At 42.2% G+C, this 19,359-nt stretch carries 18 protein-coding genes and 1 tRNA gene; 6 read left to right on the top strand and 13 right to left on the bottom strand.

Annotated elements, in window-relative coordinates; translation table 11 throughout:
* The first annotated feature begins 137 nt into the window (after window positions 1-137).
* Entirely contained in the window at window positions 138-1,967 is a 1,830-nt protein-coding gene (locus J8M00_RS22325) for a DUF885 domain-containing protein (protein ID WP_211012678.1), read from the top strand.
* Here J8M00_RS22325 and J8M00_RS28645 read toward each other — a convergent pair.
* Window positions 1,964-3,772: a sensor histidine kinase gene (locus tag J8M00_RS28645; protein ID WP_211012677.1), complete on the bottom strand. Its 1,809-nt coding sequence runs from the start codon at window positions 3,770-3,772 to the stop codon at window positions 1,964-1,966. The two genes, J8M00_RS22325 and J8M00_RS28645, sit on opposite strands and share 4 nt — an antisense overlap.
* 187 nt (window positions 3,773-3,959) lie before the next feature.
* Between J8M00_RS28645 and J8M00_RS22315 the strand changes: the two genes are divergently transcribed.
* Window positions 3,960-4,202 carry a hypothetical protein gene (locus J8M00_RS22315; protein ID WP_211012676.1) on the top strand — a complete coding sequence of 81 codons (243 nt, stop codon included), beginning with the start codon at window positions 3,960-3,962 and terminating at the stop codon, window positions 4,200-4,202.
* 139 nt (window positions 4,203-4,341) lie between these two features.
* On the opposite strand, the gene J8M00_RS22310 is transcribed toward J8M00_RS22315, so the two are convergent.
* Window positions 4,342-4,426 (bottom strand) — tRNA-Leu (locus tag J8M00_RS22310).
* Between the two features lie 248 nt (window positions 4,427-4,674).
* Here J8M00_RS22310 and J8M00_RS22305 point away from each other — a divergent pair.
* Window positions 4,675-5,172: an RDD family protein gene (locus tag J8M00_RS22305; RefSeq protein ID WP_211012675.1), complete on the top strand. Its 498-nt coding sequence runs from the start codon at window positions 4,675-4,677 to the stop codon at window positions 5,170-5,172.
* Between the two features lie 33 nt (window positions 5,173-5,205).
* On the opposite strand, the gene lptG is transcribed toward J8M00_RS22305, so the two are convergent.
* Window positions 5,206-6,273, bottom strand: coding sequence for an LPS export ABC transporter permease LptG (lptG, locus tag J8M00_RS22300; RefSeq protein ID WP_023399463.1), 1,068 nt, complete (start codon window positions 6,271-6,273; stop codon window positions 5,206-5,208).
* Complete coding sequence (gene lptF, locus J8M00_RS22295) at window positions 6,270-7,382, bottom strand: LPS export ABC transporter permease LptF (protein WP_211012674.1); 1,113 nt, start codon at window positions 7,380-7,382, stop codon at window positions 6,270-6,272. Before lptF ends, lptG begins: the two co-directional genes overlap by 4 nt.
* A 195-nt stretch (window positions 7,383-7,577) precedes the next feature.
* Here lptF and pepA point away from each other — a divergent pair, with 195 nt between their 5' ends.
* The 3 genes from pepA (at window position 7,578) to J8M00_RS22280 (ending at window position 12,587) form a co-directional block, all read left to right on the top strand.
* Window positions 7,578-9,089, top strand: coding sequence for a leucyl aminopeptidase (pepA, locus tag J8M00_RS22290; RefSeq protein WP_211012673.1), 1,512 nt, complete (start codon window positions 7,578-7,580; stop codon window positions 9,087-9,089).
* A gap of 181 nt (window positions 9,090-9,270) precedes the next feature.
* Window positions 9,271-9,717, top strand: a complete 447-nt coding sequence (locus J8M00_RS22285; protein ID WP_036976329.1) for a DNA polymerase III subunit chi — start codon at window positions 9,271-9,273, stop codon at window positions 9,715-9,717.
* Between the two features lie 23 nt (window positions 9,718-9,740).
* A complete protein-coding gene (locus J8M00_RS22280; RefSeq protein WP_211012672.1) occupies window positions 9,741-12,587 on the top strand; it encodes a valine--tRNA ligase in 2,847 nt (948 codons plus the stop codon).
* 173 nt (window positions 12,588-12,760) lie between these two features.
* Here the strand turns inward: J8M00_RS22280 and rpoS are convergent, their stop codons facing one another.
* The 9 genes from rpoS to J8M00_RS22235 all read right to left on the bottom strand — a co-directional run bounded on the left by rpoS (window position 12,761) and on the right by J8M00_RS22235 (window position 19,299).
* On the bottom strand, window positions 12,761-13,744 hold the full coding sequence (gene rpoS, locus J8M00_RS22275) for an RNA polymerase sigma factor RpoS (RefSeq protein ID WP_023399458.1): 984 nt from the start codon (window positions 13,742-13,744) through the stop codon (window positions 12,761-12,763).
* Window positions 13,745-13,796: 52 nt separating this feature from the next.
* Window positions 13,797-14,624: a peptidoglycan DD-metalloendopeptidase family protein gene (locus tag J8M00_RS22270; RefSeq protein ID WP_417714871.1), complete on the bottom strand. Its 828-nt coding sequence runs from the start codon at window positions 14,622-14,624 to the stop codon at window positions 13,797-13,799.
* A gap of 97 nt (window positions 14,625-14,721) precedes the next feature.
* The gene (locus J8M00_RS22265) at window positions 14,722-15,360 is read right to left on the bottom strand and encodes a protein-L-isoaspartate(D-aspartate) O-methyltransferase (protein WP_211012671.1); all 639 of its coding nucleotides are present in this window, start codon (window positions 15,358-15,360) and stop codon (window positions 14,722-14,724) included.
* A gap of 5 nt (window positions 15,361-15,365) precedes the next feature.
* On the bottom strand, window positions 15,366-16,115 hold the full coding sequence (gene surE / locus J8M00_RS22260; RefSeq protein ID WP_211012670.1) for a 5'/3'-nucleotidase SurE: 750 nt from the start codon (window positions 16,113-16,115) through the stop codon (window positions 15,366-15,368).
* A complete protein-coding gene (truD, locus tag J8M00_RS22255) occupies window positions 16,112-17,149 on the bottom strand; it encodes a tRNA pseudouridine(13) synthase TruD (RefSeq protein ID WP_211012788.1) in 1,038 nt (345 codons plus the stop codon). Before truD ends, surE begins: the two co-directional genes overlap by 4 nt.
* Window positions 17,150-17,165: 16 nt before the next feature.
* Window positions 17,166-17,642 carry a 2-C-methyl-D-erythritol 2,4-cyclodiphosphate synthase gene (gene ispF, locus J8M00_RS22250; protein WP_211012669.1) on the bottom strand — a complete coding sequence of 159 codons (477 nt, stop codon included), beginning with the start codon at window positions 17,640-17,642 and terminating at the stop codon, window positions 17,166-17,168.
* A gap of 1 nt (window position 17,643) precedes the next feature.
* Window positions 17,644-18,339: a 2-C-methyl-D-erythritol 4-phosphate cytidylyltransferase gene (gene ispD / locus J8M00_RS22245; protein ID WP_211012668.1), complete on the bottom strand. Its 696-nt coding sequence runs from the start codon at window positions 18,337-18,339 to the stop codon at window positions 17,644-17,646.
* Window positions 18,332-18,616 (bottom strand): cell division protein FtsB, encoded by a 285-nt coding sequence (ftsB, locus tag J8M00_RS22240; protein WP_023399451.1) that lies wholly within the window; start codon window positions 18,614-18,616, stop codon window positions 18,332-18,334. The genes ispD and ftsB overlap by 8 nt, the downstream gene beginning before the upstream one ends.
* A 53-nt stretch (window positions 18,617-18,669) precedes the next feature.
* On the bottom strand, window positions 18,670-19,299 hold the full coding sequence (locus J8M00_RS22235) for a hypothetical protein (RefSeq protein ID WP_211012667.1): 630 nt from the start codon (window positions 19,297-19,299) through the stop codon (window positions 18,670-18,672).
* Window positions 19,300-19,359: the final 60 nt, after the last annotated feature.

The raw sequence follows: 19,359 nt of genomic DNA, 5'->3' as shown, positions 1-19,359 counted from the left end.
GGTACATCTATTGCGACTTTGCTTTCAACCAAAGAATTTGGTTGCTAGTCGTTGCGTGCCATATAATATCCTACACTAAGAGAGGCAATCTCTTGTGGGCTCATATATCTGAATATATAAAATAAGAAGGGTAAAACATGCGTAAACTTACCATTATCGCTGCTGCAATCTCAGCGACGTTATTGGCAGGCTGCCAGCAAACGGCTGAACAACCAAAGCCTGTAGCTCCTGTGCAACAAGTTGTTCAAAGTGAAGTAGAAAAAGCAAATGCTCTATTCGAAGAGTCATTTAATCGCAGTGTCATGCGTAGTCCTATTTACCAAACTTATTTGGGTATTAAAAAAGACTATGACAAGTGGGACGACGGCTCAGAAGCACGTCAATTAGAAGACCTTGAATTAACTAAACAAGATCTTGCTGCTATCAATGCCATTGACCGCAGTAAATTAGACCCTCAAACTCAGGTAAGCTACGACTTGTTTAAACAGGGCCTTGTTGAAGAGATCGAAGATTTCAAATGGCGTCGTTATTCTTACCCAGTTAATCAAATGTTTGGCACGCACTCAATGATCCCTGCATTTTTGATTAACCAACACCAAATCGCCGACGTTAAAGATGCAAAAGCGTATATCTCTCGCCTTAATGGCGTAACAACCGTGTTCGACCAATTAGTCGAAGATCTAGAGAAACGTGCGGAAGCAGGCATTATTGCACCTAAATTTGTATTCCCTCATGTTATTGAGTCGAGCAAAAATATTATTCAAGGCGCACCTTTCTCCAAAGGTGAAGACTCTACACTTTTGGCTGACTTCAAGAGAAAAGTTGCCAAGTTAGAGATCGCACAAAATGAAAAAGACGCACTTATCACAGAGGCTAACAACGCCCTGACATCTGCTGTAAAACCATCTTATAGCAAGTTAATCAACTATCTAAATAAGTTGGAAAAGCGTGCGGACAACCGCGACGGTGTTTGGAAATTCCCTGAGGGTGAAAAGTTCTTCAACGTTGCACTTGAGCGTACAACAACAACCAAGCTTTCTGCAGCAGAGATTCATAAGATTGGCTTGCAAGAAGTTGCTCGTATTCATGACGAAATGCGTGAAATCAAGGACAAAGTTGGTTTCAAAGGTGACTTAAAAGCATTTATGGAGTTCATGAGAACCGATAAGCAGTTCTATCTACCAAATACAGAAGAAGGCAAAGCAAAATATCTAGCTGATGCGACAGCGATGATTGACAACATGAAGTCTCGCTTAGACGAGCTATTCATCGTTAAGCCAAAGGCTGACATGATAGTTAAGCGTGTTGAGGCTTTCCGTGAAAAAGCAGCTGGTAAGGCATTCTATCAGCAGCCAACGCCTGACGGTTCTCGCCCGGGCATTTACTATGCAAACCTTTATGATATGGAAGCGATGCCAACCTACCAAATGGAAGCTTTAGCCTATCACGAAGGTGTACCAGGTCACCATATGCAAATTGCCATTGCCCAAGAGCTTGAAAATATGCCTAAGTTCCGTAAGTTTGGTCGCTACACAGCTTACACCGAAGGTTGGGGCTTATACTCTGAGCTAGTACCTAAAGAAATGGGTTTGTATGAAGACCCATATTCAGACTTTGGCCGTCTAGCAATGGAGCTCTGGCGTGCATGTCGTTTAGTGGTTGATACTGGTATCCACGCAATGAAATGGACACGCCAAGAAGGTATCGATTACTACGTAAATAACACGCCTAACGCGAAATCGGATGCTGTCAAAATGGTAGAGCGCCATATTGTGATGCCAAGCCAAGCGACTGCATACAAAATTGGTATGATCAAAATTGTTGAACTTCGCGAAGCGGCTAAGAAAGAGCTTGGCGATAAGTTCGATATTCGTGAATTCCACGACGTAGTACTTAAAAACGGCCCTGTTCCTTTAAATGTATTAGAGCAGTTCGTTGATCAGTGGGTTGCAAGCAAACAAAGCTAATCCGCGTCTAAGCGAAACACCGTATTCGCTAAAATGATATGTAAACAAGCCCCGCCATGTGCGGGGCTTTGTATTTTTACTTCCCCAGCTAACTTCTGAGTCACTAAGTTATAGATAATACTCAAACCGAGCCCGATGCCGCCTTTATTTCTCTGCGTGGTAATAAAAGGCTCAAAAATAACAGGTAATAGCTCCTTATCTATGCCTCTACCATCATCTTTGATATACAAATGAATATAATTATTCACGATCAATGCCGAAACGACGATATTCAGTAACTTACCTTCTTGTTTTGCATGCTGAATACAATTGTTGAAGCTATAAGTTAAAATTTGTACAAAGACGTTCGGATAGCTGTTTAGCATTAATTGCTCAGGTATTTCTACTTCGATATGGTAGTCAGGTTGTTTTAATTCATGTTGATAACAATCTAAAACCCCATTCACCAATGCATTGAGACTAAACTCTTGAACTTCATCATACTCTTGCTGAACTGACACCTTTTTAAAATCATCAATCAAAGAGGCAGTTCTTAGTAAGTTATTCTCCAACAAAGAGAGTGCAGACTCGGCTTCAGCAATCAGATTAGTTAAAGTTTGCTTTTGCAACTGCCCAGATTCTAAGTCTTTTTTAAGTACTTCAACTTGTTCTTTTAAGTGCGATTGACTGGTAATTGCAACACCAAGAGGTGTATTTAATTCATGTGCAAACCCACTCACCATATTGCCTAAGCTGGCCATTTTGGCCTCTTCGATCAACCTTTGTTGTGCTGCTGTAAGCCTTTCAAGCAAGGTCTCAATAAACGCCAGTAAACTATCCAAATGGTGTGCTATCTGTGCAATTTCATCTTCACCTTCAATGTTTACCCGCATTGAGAAGTCTTCGTGTTGCGCAACATTTTTTAGTACTCGGCTAATTGATATAATATGCTCAGAGATACGAGTGTTCAGCACAAACAGTAACAATAAACTGAAACAACTGATCGAAACGATGATCACTAAGCAGGTCAAAATTAAGCTTTGTTTTTCATTCAATGCTTCATTAAAAAGCTGCTTTGACACCACTTCAAAGTGATTTCTAATGGAAATCTTCAACTGATGTAACTCTGATCTCACACCTTGGCTGTGATCTAACCCTTGTTTTTGCAATACGCTGATATAAGTTTTAAAGCCGTGTTGGTACTGGTTGAGGATGGAAAGTAACTCGTGCGATTTTTCAGGGAACTGTACTGTGATCAACTGCTCTGTTCTGCTCAATAAATCTTGATGAATAAGCAAATAGTTTGGTTCGAGCCGTAGTAAAAAATCTTTCTCCCTGCGTCGCAGCTCCAGCAGCAAAATCTCTAAGCGGGGGTGTTGGGTTTGTTTGGCAATATCCTGTAGGGCATGAGCCTGACGCCGAAAGTTACCATAGACCCCCTCTTCTTTATTATAGCCCAACAACGCCTGCATAGATGCTAGCTGCTCGTACTTGAGAGTAAACCGCTTAACTTCCTCGTCTAGTTTAAAGAGTAAAGTAAGATCCCTTTGTTGAACCACCAGCATATTTAACAATTGACTATAACTCTTGCGATAGGAAGCTCTATCATCTTCAATCGATGCTAGACTCTCGCGTTGGCGCTCTATTAAAAAGCGCTCTTCCTGATCCAGCAAACGCTGAATCTGAGTCTGAAGTTGAAAAAGGTGATCATTCAGAGTTCGGGTTTGCTGTAGCTGAACGTACAAGAACCAACTTGCAACCATAATCACAATCGCAGAACCCACTGCGGCTGTTTTAAAAAGTAAAAGTGACTGCTTTAACTGCACAAAGTTACCCAATAATGTATTTCGCCCCAACTAAAGTCTAGTCGAAGATAAGTATTATGGTATCCCCTCTGCGGATAGTTACTTTAGATTCATAACCCCAGCAATAAAGGTATAAAGCACTTTTTATGAACTATTTTATGCCAACTATTGTCATCATCCCTATTGAATTCAATCTGTGAGAGTCAAAATGGAAATTTTCATTACAATATTCGTATTATTAATACCAATTGTGCTAGCTGCGATTTACATTATCTATATTCAAATGTCGACTCGCAATAAAGTGCGCCTAGCTGATTCAATTATTTATATGATAAAACATGACGAACCGGTCAATATAGATATGGAAATATTGGAAGGATTAAAGCTCTCACCAAAAGAGAAAAGCTACCTGCTTAACGTGTATAAAGCCCCTGTAAAGCTTCACAAGTAAAGCCAAAACCTCTAAATATACTGCAGATTAGAATTCGTTTGTCTGGAAATAAACACTGGGTGCGGTTCACACAGAAGTCGCAAGAAGGGTAAAGGCAGAAATAAAAAAGCCCCAGAAAGCATTCTGGGGCTATAAAAAGTGGTACCAGTGGGCGGACTTGAACCGCCACGCCCGAAGGCAACGGATTTTGAATCCGTCATGTCTACCAATTCCATCACACTGGCATCATTTTTCTTTAATCTTCTAACTTCGAGAAGATAAAGAAAAACCACTTTGAGCTTAGGCTTTTTTTATTTGCCCTCGTCTCTATGCCCTGCATTATACAAATATGTGACAGCCCCGCAAGCAGTTTTTTTAATTAATGTGTTCAAGTGCTGAGTATTTGACCAAAATCATAAAATATCGAGGTTTGATAAATAAGCGCCTATATTGTGTGTAGAATATTGTCATATCGTTTTATATGGGTTTTTACATGTCATCATTTCCTCGCGCAGGTTTTATTAGAAGGGTTGCATCATTAATATACGACGCGTTAGTCGTCATAGCCTTTGCGATGCTCACGACAATTGTTTTTTTGGGCTTAGTACAAGGCATGCTTTCAATGGGTTGGTACACACTCCAAAACCATGAAGATGTCTCCGCTCTCATTCAAGCAACACCGGCACTCTATTACAGCCGTACTGTGTTGTTGGTTTTGGTCTCTGTTGCCTTTTTTGCTTACTTTTGGACTAAAAGTGGGCAGACCATTGGCATGCGAGCATGGCGGTTAAAAGTTCAGAGCACAAAAGGTGAATTACTCACTTGGCCACAAGCCATTGCTCGCAGTTTCGCTGCGTTATTGGGGTTAGGAAACTTACTCGTATTAGTAGATCGGAAGCAAAAACGTGCTTTACAAGATATGTTGAGTGGCAGTGAAGTATTATTGCTAAGTAAAGAAGAGAATAAAAAAGTGTACGACAGCTTAGATTAGTTGTCGCTAAAAAAGGCGCCAAAGGCGCCTTTTTTATTGTCTTCTTTGTAAAAAGTACATCGCTAGCAAAGTAAAAATAATACTCGGCATTACTGCACCAACTAAAGGTGGGATCTGATATACCATCACAATGGGACCAAACACTTCGTTGCTAAGGTGGAAAGTTAAGCCCGTGACAACACCCATAATAATCCTCGCGCCCATACTTACCGAACGTAGAGGACCAAAAATAAATGACAGCGCCACTAACAACATGACAGCTATCGTCACCGGCTGCATCACTTTGCGCCATAAAGCCAGCTCATAGTTACTGGTATCTTGCTCGTTTTGTTCCAGATAATTTAGATAAGATACAAGCCCACTGAATGATAAAGACTCAGGTTCAAACGAAGATACCCCTAATCGGTCTATGGTGAGCTGCGAGTCATAAACCTTTGATTGTGCATAATAGGTGCTCACTTGCTGCTCAGTGATATGAATTTCTTCTACAGCTTTGAGCTCCCAACCTTGCTCGGTAGTCATCGCTGATTGCGCTCTTGTAATTTGGCCTAAGGTTAGATCATCCTCAAAATGATATATATTGATGTCTGTCAGTTCGCCTGACTTCTCAACATTGGCAATATTGATAAAGTTATTGCCATCTTTGGCCCACAACCCTTTTTGTGCATCGTAGACATCCCCGCCGTATATCGCTTGATTTCGTAGCTGTTTGGCTGTGCGCTCAGCCTCAGGAGCCCCCCACTCGCCAAGTGCCATCATGCATATCGCCAAAATAATAGCGGTTTTCATTACTGAGCCTATGATTTGCAATCTCGACATGCCTGCGGCTTGCATAACCACTAGCTCACTACTGGAGGCCAAAGCCCCCAACCCCGTTAACCCGCCGATCAAGGCTGCCATCGGAAAAAACACCACTATATCGCTTGGCACGCTGTATAACGTGAACAGCAATGCATCCGATACTTCATAAGTACCTCGTCCCACAGAGCGCAGCTGTTCAATAAATTTGATTAAGGTATTGATACCCACAAACACCAACAAAGCAAAGCTGGTAGTTTGTAAAATACTACGGCCCAAATACCAATCAAGCATTTTCATCATGCCGCTGCCTCCTTACTTTTAAGGATAGATCTCAGCCACACGCCAAAAGGTCTCCCTTTCACTATCAGATAAGCCCCAATAAATAACACAGATAAGTGGATCCACCACAATCCAATAGAGGGCGGTATTTTACCTTCTGCCACGAGGTATTTACCGGCATTGAGTAAAATAAAATACCCCAAATATATACCTATTGCTGGAACCAACTTTGCAAACTTCCCCTGTCTTGGGTTAACCACACTCAAAGGTACTGCAAGTAACGTTAATAAAATGATTGAAATAGGTGTTGCGATCCGCAATTGAAACTGTGCAGCAGCCTCGGGGGTATTTAGTTCCAACAATCTACTTGAAGGTAAATCCTCTAGTTCTCGCCTTCTACGTTCAATTTCTTGTTCTTGGATCTGAACTTGATAACTGCCGAATTCAGTTTTGTTCAACGCTTGACTAAACCCGTCGGTTTCATAGCGCTTACCATCTTTCAAAATCAGCTGCTGCTCTCCGGACTCACCTTCTGCAACTTCACCCTGTTGTGCATAAACGATCCTTGCTGCATTATTCGATTCTTTTTCTGGCAATTGCGCAACAAACACCTTATTTAATACAGAGCCTTGTTCGCTGGTATTATGAATAAACACAACCGCTTTTTCATTGCCGGTTTGTTGGAATCGCCCTGCCCGCAATTGAGTTAACCCTGACTCAGCATTAGCTTGCTCTCTGAGTTGATTCTGCTTTTCTCCAGCCCAAGGCGCTATATGCAAGCTTACCGCCCCTGCAATTAATGCGACAAAGAAACTGGAAATGAGTGTTACACGAACAACATACCACTCACTAACACCACAGGCTTTTAGCACGGTCATTTCACTGTCAGCATAAATACGGCTGTACGCCAAAATAATGCCCAAAAATACACTGAGTGGCAGTATATACACAGCTAATTTAGGTAAATTAAGCGCTAAAAATGACAACACGAGTTTTCCTGGTATTCCTCCGCCTGAAGCTTCGGCTAAAATTTTGACAAATTTTTGCGAGAGAAAAATCGTCATTAGAGTAAGGAAAACGGCGACCTGCGATTTTAAAACTTCAGCAGTCAAATATCGAAAAATTAGCAATGTTCGCCCCTATAAAACGTCTCATTTCACTGGAATAGTAGGAAATTTTGAGTAAACTGGTTATTTTAGTCACTTTATTATATGCCATCAAAATCAAATATCCTACTAGTGCAGCAGCACTAAAGTAACTTAGTTAACTTGATGTAATGTGGCATTTAAAGTTTGAAATGGCATAACTTAGACTTAGGAGTCGCAATGGAATTCAGCGTTAAAAGTGGTAGTCCAGAAAAGCAACGCAGTGCTTGTATTGTTGTTGGGGTGTATGAGCCACGACGTTTATCGCCGGTTGGTGAGCAGCTGGATAAAATCAGCGAAGGCTATATTTCCAATTTATTGCGCCGTGGTGACCTAGAAGGTAAACCAGGGCAAGTACTGTTGTTACACCATGTACCAAATGTATTGAGTGAACGCGTTTTATTAGTTGGTTGTGGTAAAGAGCGAGAGCTTGACGACAAACAGTACAAACAAATTATTTCAAAAACCATCAATACCTTAAATGAGACAGGCTCGATGGAAGCTGTGTGCTTTTTAACTGAGCAACATGTCAAAGGTCGAGATACATATTGGAAGGTAAGACAAGCAGTTGAAACCACACAAGACTGCTTATACACCTTTAATCAGCTAAAAAGTAAAAAGAGCGAAGCTAGACGACCACTGCGTAAAATCGTCTTCAATGTCCCTACTCGCAGAGAGTTAACAATTGGCGAAAACGCCATTGAACACGGCCTAGCAATTGCCGCTGGTGCTAAACTGTGTAAAGACGTTGCCAACATGCCGCCCAATATTTGTAATCCTCGCTATTTAGGTGAGCAAGCGGAGTTACTAGCCAAAGAGTTTGACAATGTTAAGGTCAATTTAGTTGGCGAAAAAGAAATGGAAGAGCTCGGTATGCATTCATACTTAGCTGTAGGACGAGGCAGTGACAACGAGTCTGTTATGTCAGTTATTCACTATAACGGCGCTTCAGATAAACAAGCACCAATTGTCTTTGTTGGTAAGGGTCTGACTTTCGACTCAGGTGGTATTTCAATCAAGCCAGGCGAAGGCATGGATGAGATGAAGTACGATATGGGCGGCGCAGCGGGCGTGTTAGGTTTAATGCGCGCAGTTGTTGAAATGCAGCTACCTCTTAACGTGATCGGTGTATTAGCTGGCTGCGAAAATATGCCTAGTAGCCGAGCATACCGACCTGGTGATATTCTCACCACTATGTCTGGACAAACGGTAGAAGTACTAAATACCGATGCTGAGGGCCGCTTGGTATTATGTGACGCATTAACATACGTTGAGGCATTCGAACCAGATACAGTCGTTGATGTTGCCACACTGACTGGAGCTTGCATTATCGCATTGGGTCATCATGCATCAGGGTTGCTATCAAATCATAACCCGCTTGCACATGATTTATTAAAAGCATCCGAGCAAAGCGGTGATAGAGCATGGCAACTACCTCTTTGGGATGATTATCAAGAGCAACTGAAAAGCCCATTTGCAGACTTCACCAATTTAGGTGGACGTCCAGCTGGTACTATCACGGCAGCTTGCTTCTTATCGAAGTTCACCAAAAAGTACAATTGGGCACATATTGATGTAGCCGGCACGGCTTGGCGAAGTGGTGCCAATAAAGGTGCAACAGGACGACCAGTACCAATGCTCATGCAGTATTTACTTAATCGTGCAAATATAACCGAAGGCCTGCAAGATTAAACACCCTATGCAAATATGTACAGATTTTTGAAGCGGTGTTAAATAACTCACTTCAAAGTCTACTGTAGATTGATGAGAGCCGTATTCTGTGTCAGAATGCGGCTTTATTTTGAACGCTGATCAGACACCAAGTATTTTTACTCTGTGTATCTCAATCAGTACTGAAGATAAGTCACATGCCATGTCAATCAACGCACACTTTTTGGTGTTAAAGCATGATCAAGAGCCTAGTACGCAAATCCCGGCTCATTTTGATCTTGCAGCGCGAAGTGCTGCAAAACTGTACCGTGCAGGGCAACGTGTTTTCATTTACGTAGATACGGTAGAAGACGCCCATGCAATTGACGAACATTTGTGGCAGTTCGACGCTGATAGTTTCGTACCACACAACCTACAAGGAGAAGGCCCTAAAGGTGGCGCTCCTGTAGAAATTGGCCAGATGCCCCCTGTAGGGCGACGTGCGATACTCATTAACCTTGCCACACATATCCCGGATTTTATCCGACGATTTGAGCAAGTATACGACTTTGTCCCTGTCGAGCCGATGGCCAAACAGGCTGCCCGGGAAAGGTTCAAACAGCTGCGCACCATTGGCGCAAATATTTCAACAAAAGAAATTGATAACTAAAGTATTTTTAAAGGTTCTGTGTAATGGATAAAACCTATAACCCACAAGATATTGAACAGTCTTTATACCAAGACTGGGAAGAAAACGGCTACTTTAAGCCTTCAGGGGAAGGCGACGCATACTCAATCATGATCCCGCCGCCAAACGTCACGGGTAGCCTACACATGGGCCATGCGTTCCAAGATACCATAATGGACACCTTAACGCGTTATCAGCGTATGAAGGGGAAAAATACTTTATGGCAAGTGGGTACCGATCACGCAGGTATTGCAACGCAAATGGTTGTTGAGCGTAAACTGGCAGCTGAAGAAGGTAAAACGAGGCATGACCTTGGCCGTGAAGAATTTATAGATCGCATCTGGAAATGGAAAAATGAGTCTGGCGGCACCATCACTAAACAGTTGCGTCGTTTAGGTGCTTCTGTGGATTGGGAACGTGAGCGTTTCACCATGGATGAAGGCTTGTCTGAAGCAGTTAAAGAAGTCTTTGTTCGATTATACAAAGAAGACCTAATTTACCGCGGAAAGCGCCTTGTTAACTGGGATCCAAAACTACATACTGCGATTTCTGACCTTGAAGTTGAAAATAAAGACAAACAAGGTCACATGTGGAATCTTCGCTACCCGCTAGCTGATGGTATAAAAACGAAAGATGGCAAAGACTACATTATCGTAGCAACCACACGACCAGAAACCATGCTAGGCGACACAGGTGTTGCAGTTAACCCTGAAGATGAACGCTATCAAGACTTAATTGGCAAAGAGATTTTGTTGCCTATCGTTAATCGCCGCATTCCAATTGTTGCCGATGAGCATGCAGATATGGAAAAAGGCACTGGTTGTGTAAAGATCACGCCAGCACACGACTTTAACGACAACGAAGTTGGCAAGCGCCACCAGCTTCCAATGATCAACGTCTTCAATAAAGACGCAGCAGTCCTTGCAGAGGGCGAAAGCTATACTTTTGATGGCAAAGAGCTTTCTCTAGATGCGCCAATTCCGGATCGTTTCCACGGCCTTGACCGTTTCGATGCACGAAAGCTGATCATCGAAGAATTTGAGCATGCAGGTCTATTAGAAAAAATTGACGATCACAGTTTAACAGTGCCTTATGGCGACCGCTCAGGTGTCGTTATTGAGCCGCTATTAACTGACCAGTGGTATGTTCGTGTTGCGCCACTTGCAGAGCCTGCAATTAAAGCCGTTGAAGACGGTGATATTCAGTTTGTACCTAAACAGTATGAAAACATGTACTTCTCTTGGATGCGTGACATTCAAGATTGGTGTATCTCTCGCCAACTTTGGTGGGGTCATAGGATCCCAGCTTGGTATGATGCAGAGGGTAATGTATACGTAGGCCGTGATGAAGCCGAAGTGCGCAAAGAAAACAACCTCGCTGATGACGTTGTTTTATCTCAGGACGACGATGTATTGGATACTTGGTTCTCTTCTGCTCTTTGGACATTCTCAACGCAGGGCTGGCCAGAAAATACCGAAGACCTTAAAGTCTTCCATCCATCTGACGTACTAGTAACTGGTTTTGACATCATTTTCTTCTGGGTTGCCCGTATGATAATGATGACTATGCACTTCGTGAAGAATGACGACGGTACGCCACAAGTGCCATTCAAAACAGTGTACGTTACCGGTCTTATCCGTGATGAGAACGGCGATAAAATGTCAAAGTCAAAAGGTAACGTACTTGACCCTCTTGATATGATTGACGGTATTGATCTAGAAAGCTTAGTTACCAAACGTACAGGTAACATGATGCAACCTCAATTAGCGAAAAAGATTGAGAAAAATACACGTAAAACCTTTGCTGATGGTATAGAAGCACATGGTACAGATGCGCTGCGCTTTACGCTTGCTGCGATGGCGTCTACTGGTCGAGATATCAACTGGGATATGAACCGATTAGAAGGCTACCGTAACTTCTGTAATAAACTATGGAATGCAAGCCGCTATGTCCTGATGAATACCGAAGAGCAAGATTGCGGTTTTAATGATGCACCAAAGCAATACTCACTAGCAGATCGTTGGATCCTCGGCCAATTCCAAAATACTGTTCAAACATTTACTGAACACCTGGACAACTACCGTTTTGATTTGGCATCTACTACTATCTATGAGTTCACTTGGAACCAGTTCTGTGACTGGTATCTAGAACTAACGAAGCCTGTACTATTCAAAGGCAATGAAGAACAACAGCGCGGCACTCGTCACACTTTGATCACCGTATTGGAAGGCTTACTGCGTTTAATGCACCCATTAATGCCATACATTACAGAAACGATTTGGAAACGTGTTGCTCCACTGGCTGGTATTGAAGCCAATACAATTATGCTTCAAGCATTCCCAGAGTTTAATGCCGATATCGTTGATGAGCAGGCTATGGCCGACCTTGAATGGGTTAAACAGTTTATCCTTGCTATCCGTAATATCCGTGGTGAAATGGACATCAGTCCAAATAAACCTCTGAGTGTACTATTGGCAAATGTAAGCGAACAAGATCAGCGTCGCCTAGATGAAAACCAAGCCTTCTTGAGTTCACTGGCCAAGTTAGAAGCGTTTACGGTACTAGCAAGCAAAGATGATGCACCAGCATCAGCAACAGCGTTTATTGGTGATCTAGAAATTATGATCCCAATGGCTGGCCTGATTGACGTGGAAGCTGAATTGGCTCGTATTGCTAAACAGCTTGAAAAAGCGGAGAAAGGCTTATCACAAGTAGAGAAAAAGCTAGCGAACGAGAAGTTTGTTAATAATGCTCCTGCCGCAGTGCTTGAAAAAGAGAAAGCAAAACTCGCTGAGTTTAGTGATGCGAAAGCAAAACTACTAGAGCAAAAGACAAAGATAGAAACTCTTTAATCTTTACTTATGGCTCAATAAAAAACCACGCTATCTAGCGTGGTTTTTTATTATTCTACTTCAAAAGTAAGTTTTGATAATTGCAATTAATACCTTGTATTAAGCACACAGAGACGTGATCTTTACGTTGTTGTGTATTTTTAAAATCAAATTATTAATAATGGTATCTAATATTACAATTGCTCAAATAGGCTATCCGTACTCAGCCCTTCATGTTGCAAAATATCTTTCAACCGACGCAGTGCCTCCACTTGGATCTGTCTGACCCGCTCACGAGTTAAGCCAATTTCCCGGCCAACATCTTCAAGTGTCGACGGTTCGTAGCCCAATAAACCAAAACGACGAGCAAGCACTTCGCGCTGCTTTGGATTAAGCTCCCCAAGCCAATCAACAATATGTCGATTAATGTCTTTATTCTGCACTTCACTTTCAGGTTCATAACCCCTTTCATCCGCAATGATATCTAACAGTGCCTTATCGTTATCACCGCCAATTGGCGTGTCTACGGATGTGATCTTTTCATTCAAGCGCAGCATTTTACTGACATCCTCAACAGGTCTGTCAAGGCACTCAGCTATCTCTTCAGCTGTTGGTTCATGATCAAGCTTTTGAGTAAGCTCTCTTGCTGTTCTCAAATATACATTCAATTCTTTGACAACATGAATTGGTAGGCGAATAGTGCGGGTTTGGTTCATGATAGCGCGTTCAATGGTTTGTCTAATCCACCAAGTCGCGTATGTAGAAAATCTAAAACCCCTTTCAGGATCAAATTTTTCTACGGCTCTTATCAGGCCTAAATTGCCTTCTTCAATTAAATCAAGCAATGCAAGACCACGGTTGTTGTAACGGCGAGCAATCTTCACAACCAACCTTAAATTACTTTCAATCATTCTCTTACGAGAAGCTTCACAGCCCTTAAGAGCCTTTCTCGCAAAATATACTTCTTCTTCAGCACTAAGCAGCGGTGAAAAACCAATCTCTCCGAGATATAGCTGAGTTGCATCTAAGTTCTTAACTGAATCATCTTTGGCAAATATCTCTTCTTCACTATCGATATCTTCCAAAAGCTCTTCATTTGGACCATCTTCATTATCCCCGTCAAACTTATCGTCTAATTCCGGGTTCACTTTACTTTTCTGTTTTGCTGTTTGAGCCATAAGCATCCTCCCAAGCGAATAAGTGATAGTGTTCCATCAATACGTCGATACGCTATTTTTTAGGCAGATACCTTATTGGGTCTACGGATTTTCCTCTGTACCTTACTTCAAACCTCAAAGCTACCGAGCTTGCATCCGAACTCCCCATTTCGGCAATCTTCTGCCCCACTTTAACCTGCTGCTGCTCTCTTACTAGCAATTTGGAATTGTGGGCATAGGCACTAAGATAATCATCTGTGTGTTTTAAGATAATTAAATTGCCATAGCCTCGTAATGCACTCCCTGCATAAACAACAATGCCACTTGCCGCAGCTTTTATCGATGTCCCTGTTTTGTTTGTGATCTGTATTCCCTTGTAGCCATTTTCTTTAATAGAAAAGCGTCTTGTCACTTTACCTACTGCGGGCCAATTCCACCGTACCTTTTTATTCAACAAAGTACTGGTGTCATTGGTTTTTTTACTGGCTTGACTTTGAACATACTCTCGTTGCTTAGGGGGATCAAGCTCTTTTTTTGAGGGTTTGTTATTTAAAGGTTTATTAGTTGTGTATTTTTTGGTTTTAAGCGGCGTTTTTTTAGCCGTTTTGTTAGATTTTTTAGGATAGGTTAGTAAAATAGTTTGACCGGGATAAATGGTGTAGGGAGGCTTAATTTTGTTGATTTTGGCAACTGTTCTTATATCTTTATTTGCACTAAATGCAATGGAAAATAATGTATCACCTTTTTTCACCTTGTAGCGGTTATTTTTAATGTGAATTTTTTTTGACGATGTGGTCTTACCTTTACTCAGGTTGACCACAGGCGCTGGCGTATGAACAGATGAACAAGCTACGAGTGAACTACAAAGTAGACCTACTATTAAAAAGTTCGAACGTCTCACCCACATTCCATTAAATTCCATTACTTACATGCATGTGTACTTAAAAGCACTAATAAAAATCAATTTATCAGGGTTACCAATAATTTTCCTCATTTATTTACGTAATCGGTCCAGCCACAAGCGGTACAAACCTAACAGGGGCGATTGCCTGATGCTTTATTTGACCTTTTTGCTTTGTAAATAAGGTTAACACTTGCTCTTCAACTCCCAACGGAATTACCATTGCACCTCCCTCTGCAAGTTGGGCTAACAAGGACTCAGGAACAACTGCAGCAGCCGCAGTGACAATAATACCGCTGAAAGGCGCCTTAGATTCCCACCCCTGCCAGCCGTCCCCATGTTTCATAGAAACATTGTACAAATCGAGTTGATGTAGGCGTCTTTTCGCCTGCCACTGTAACGCTTTAATTCTCTCTATACTGCACACGGTGTCGAACAACTGTGCAAGAATCGCCGTTTGATATCCAGATCCCGTGCCCACTTCGAGAATTTTATCGTGGATTCCGAGTTGACGTAATACTTCCGTCATTTTGGCCACTATATAGGGTTGAGAAATAGTCTGCCCTTGCCCTATCGGTAGTGCGGTATTTTCGTACGATTTATGCTTTAGCACATCGTCGATAAATATATGCCTAGGAGTATTAGCCATGATGTTTAAAACCGCATCATCTTGTATACCTTGCGATCTCAAGCTTTCAATGAGCTTACTGGCACTGCGTTGGTAGTTGTTCAGCAAAACCGTTACTCCTGAGAAGACAGCCAAGTTGCTAGGCGTTCAAGACTCTCATGTGCCGTCATATCAACCGTCAAAGGCGTTATCGCCGCATAACCTTGTTTAACAGCATAAAAATCAGTCCCCTCCCCTGCATCACTTTCAGTTCCAAGTGTTCCATACCAATAAATATCTCGGTTCCATGGATCTCTTTGTTTGGTCATGGTATCCGCTTTGTGTCGCGAGCCTAAACGCGTCACCTTAAAGCCTTTCAGTTCAGACAATGGAATATCTGGTACATTGATATTAATAATTTGATCCTTGGGTAAGGGATGGCTGCCCAAAGCTTTAATGATTTTCAAGGTCACAGCAGCTGCTGTTTCGTAGTGAGCCTCCTGTTTTGAGCAAAGGGATACAGCAATCGCTGGTAAACCTAAATGTCGCCCTTCGGCGGCTGCGGCAACAGTTCCAGAGTACAAGGTGTCATCTCCCAAGTTTGCACCATTGTTAATGCCAGCTACGACAAGATCAGGGGGATCTGTAAGTAACTGATTGACACCCAAATGAACACAATCTGTTGGTGTTCCATTCACAGAAATAAAACCATTGTCTAATGTCGTTGTACGTAACGGATTCAAAAGAGTCAGCGAGTTACTTGCACCACTACAATTTCGATCTGGTGCTACTACAGTTACGTCCGCAAGTTCACTTAATGCTCTGAAAAGCACTTCAATACCTTTAGCACTTACGCCGTCATCATTGCTCAGCAGTATTTTCACGTTTCTAGTTCTCCATTCTGTGGCTTTTCAATCAAACTTACATCTTTGTGTTCGATAAGCTCCCTGAGTACTGATGTAGCGTAACACCCTTTTGGCAGCTCAAAGTTCAATTGCAGTGTTTTAGGGTCGATTGTTTTGACTTGCAAATCTTTAGGTACGACTCTCAAGCTTCGGCGTTCATTTTTCAAACCTAGTGACGCAAGACCTTGGTGCCAATCTGCAAATTCTTCAAGCCAAATTCGCTCAACCTCTGTAAGCCCTTTTTCACCTTTACCAACTAGGGGAGCAGACAATAAAATATCGCCTTGGCTCAATCGTTCTACAATTTCGTCATTTAGATCGTCCTCAAAAAAAGCATTACTCCCAGAGAGTAAGAAAACTTCTCTTTGCCAAGTTTTAGCGAGGCCATGCTCTTTAACTCTATTAGAGACAATCTGATTAAAAATGTATGATCTAGCAGCTGAAATCACAATACCACGCAGTTTTTTATCTCTAATCTGCTCGCCTGAAAAAAGACGCTCAGCCATAGTCAAATTATGACCATCATGCCCAAAACGTTGCTCGGCAAAATAATTTGGCACGCCTTGTCTAACGGCATTAATGCGAGATAATACGTCTAAATGATTGGTGACGTTTCGCAAGGTGATCACGAATCGGTTGCCTTTGTGGCAGCCTGTTTTCAATTTCCGATTGTGTCGTATTTGATTGATGACCACCATGGAGTCAGAGTTTAGCTGCGAAAAGTCTATATGCTTTTTAATTGGTACAGGCACACTAAACCACTGTGTGCATACTCCGTGACGATCTTTTAACCCTGCATAACTGACGTCCCGAGGTGCAACGCCTGCAAACTTAGCAATTTGCTTAGCTAGATAAGCTGTATTTTCACCACGTTTGATGATTTGCAAGCATACGTGCTCGCCCTCACCTGTAAATTCAATATCAAGTTCTTCTTCTACGACAAAATCCTCTGGATTTTGTTTGAAGTCGCCTTGAGATTGCGGCTTACCGTAGAGGTAGTTTAAAGAAGCAATAACATCAACCACTTATCTACACCTTAAAAAGTAACACAACGGCGTGGCTTGAAATACCTTCTTTGCGCCCCTCAAAACCGAGCTTTTCAGTTGTGGTTGCCTTAACATTGACTTGTTCTAATTCAATTTGACAGTCTGAAGCCAAATTGGCTCTCATGGCGTCAATATGGGGTCGCATTTTAGGGGCTTGAGCAACAATGGTTACATCCAAATTTCCCACTTTATAACCTTTAGTCGCCACTTGCTCAATCACTCTTCGTAAAAGAATACGGCTATCAATATTTTCAAACTCATCGTCAGTATCAGGAAAATGCTTGCCGATATCACCAAGGGCAAGTGCCCCCAACAATGCATCACACAGGGCGTGTACTGCTACATCACCATCAGAGTGTGCAATAAAGCCTTGTTCAAACTCTATTTTTTCTCCACAAATTACCAGAGGCCCCTGACCGCCAAATTTGTGTACATCAAAGCCATGACCAATTCTAAACATACTAAATACTCTTTTGCTGTTGTTCCATTAAGAAACATGCCAGCGCATGATCTTCTGGAGTGGTAATTTTTATATTGTCGGAGCGCCCGCAGACTAACTGAACAGGCTGATTTGCTCTTTCCATTGCAGACGCTTCATCAGTTATCAACGCACCGTCTTCTAGGGCACTTTCCAATGACTGCAACAGTGCCCGATAAGGAAATAACTGGGGTGTCAAGGCCTGCCACAGCAGATCTCTTGGTACTGTGTGTTCACTGTGTGTGTTACCTTTTTTAATTGTGTCCTTAACCCGACAGGCTAATATGCCACCTTCTCCCGCATTAATGCAGCTAGAAATCAAGTTGTCGATATCGGCAATATCAACTAGTGGTCTGGCTGCATCATGCACCAACACCCACTCTGGTGGGTTACTTCGCAACGATTTGAGAGCATTGAGCACAGAATCAGCGCGCTCTTTTCCCCCAGATACTCGAGTAACATTCAAATTATCCAAGTTTAAATTCTCGAAATAACCATCTTCATCACTAACAGCAACAATTATTTGATTAATAGTGTCGACTTGCGACAACTTGCTCAATGTATGCTCTAAGATGGTCTTGTCACCGATTTTCAAATACTGTTTTGGATGGTTTAGCCCCATTCTGGAGCCTATACCGGCCGCAGGGACAACTGCCGCTAATGATATTGCTTTATTCATAGTGCTTCTTTGGTAATACACGGATAAAAGTTTCATCAGGTTTGATCATACCCAACTCATGGCGCGCGCGCTCTTCCACACCCTCCAAACCCAACTTGAGATCCTCAATATCCGCTTTCAGTAATTTATTTCTTTTGAGTAGTTCAGCGTTCATCTGTTGGTGAGTACTTACTGTCTCAGTTATTCTTCTATAGTCTTGCAAGCCATGATGACCAAACCATAGCTTATATTGAATGTAAGCACATAGGCAAAACAGCGCTAATTGAAATAAACGCATAAAACATACCCTAATATATAAACGCTGTAGTCATGTCGCCAATTGCGAGAGTGTTAACTAGATACTATTTTCTTTTTCGTTACATTGCGCCAATTAATGCTGCTAGCCAGTAGCATCTCTCTTAGGCCAAGTAATCTCGGAGTTGCTATTTTATGATATTGCCAACGGTGACCACAACAGGCTGCCGTCATTAAAGCTTTACTTGGCTTCAATAAAGAGGCGTTTTTATCCTCTTCACCACTCCCTGAAAGCTCAAACCATCCATACTGATTGCAGTGAATTTGCGAAGGCTTTATTTGATCAATCATGTCAATGCAGAGTCGCGTCTCATGTTCTACCGTCAACATCACAGGTACAACCAGCCCAACTTCTGCATGCTGCTCATAGTACCGTTGCACCACTGTTTGCTCTTGTGATGGTATTTTTTTCTGGGACGCAACCCAGCAACCATTGTGGCTGTCTAATTGCAATGGAACTTCACCCAATACAATGTGCGTTGCAGCCCGCTCTACATAGTAGGGTAAGCTTGCAAGCAATCTTTTTAGCCTTCCCGGATCAGACTCATTGGACAGAGTGTTGATTTCTCTTGTATAAAACACATTAACAAGCTCTGCAAAGACAAGCCGTGAAGCCTCATCTTGCCAGATCGTTGTTTGCTGCTTGCTAGTGTTACACTCTTCCAAAGCCCCTCCTATATGAGGATTTTATATCATGGCATCACTTCTAAATACAGCCAATCCAGC

This window comes from Pseudoalteromonas luteoviolacea (assembly GCF_018100925.1).
GTDB lineage: Bacteria > Pseudomonadota > Gammaproteobacteria > Enterobacterales > Alteromonadaceae > Pseudoalteromonas > Pseudoalteromonas obscura.
This window is presented reverse-complemented; position numbering and strand designations above follow the sequence as displayed.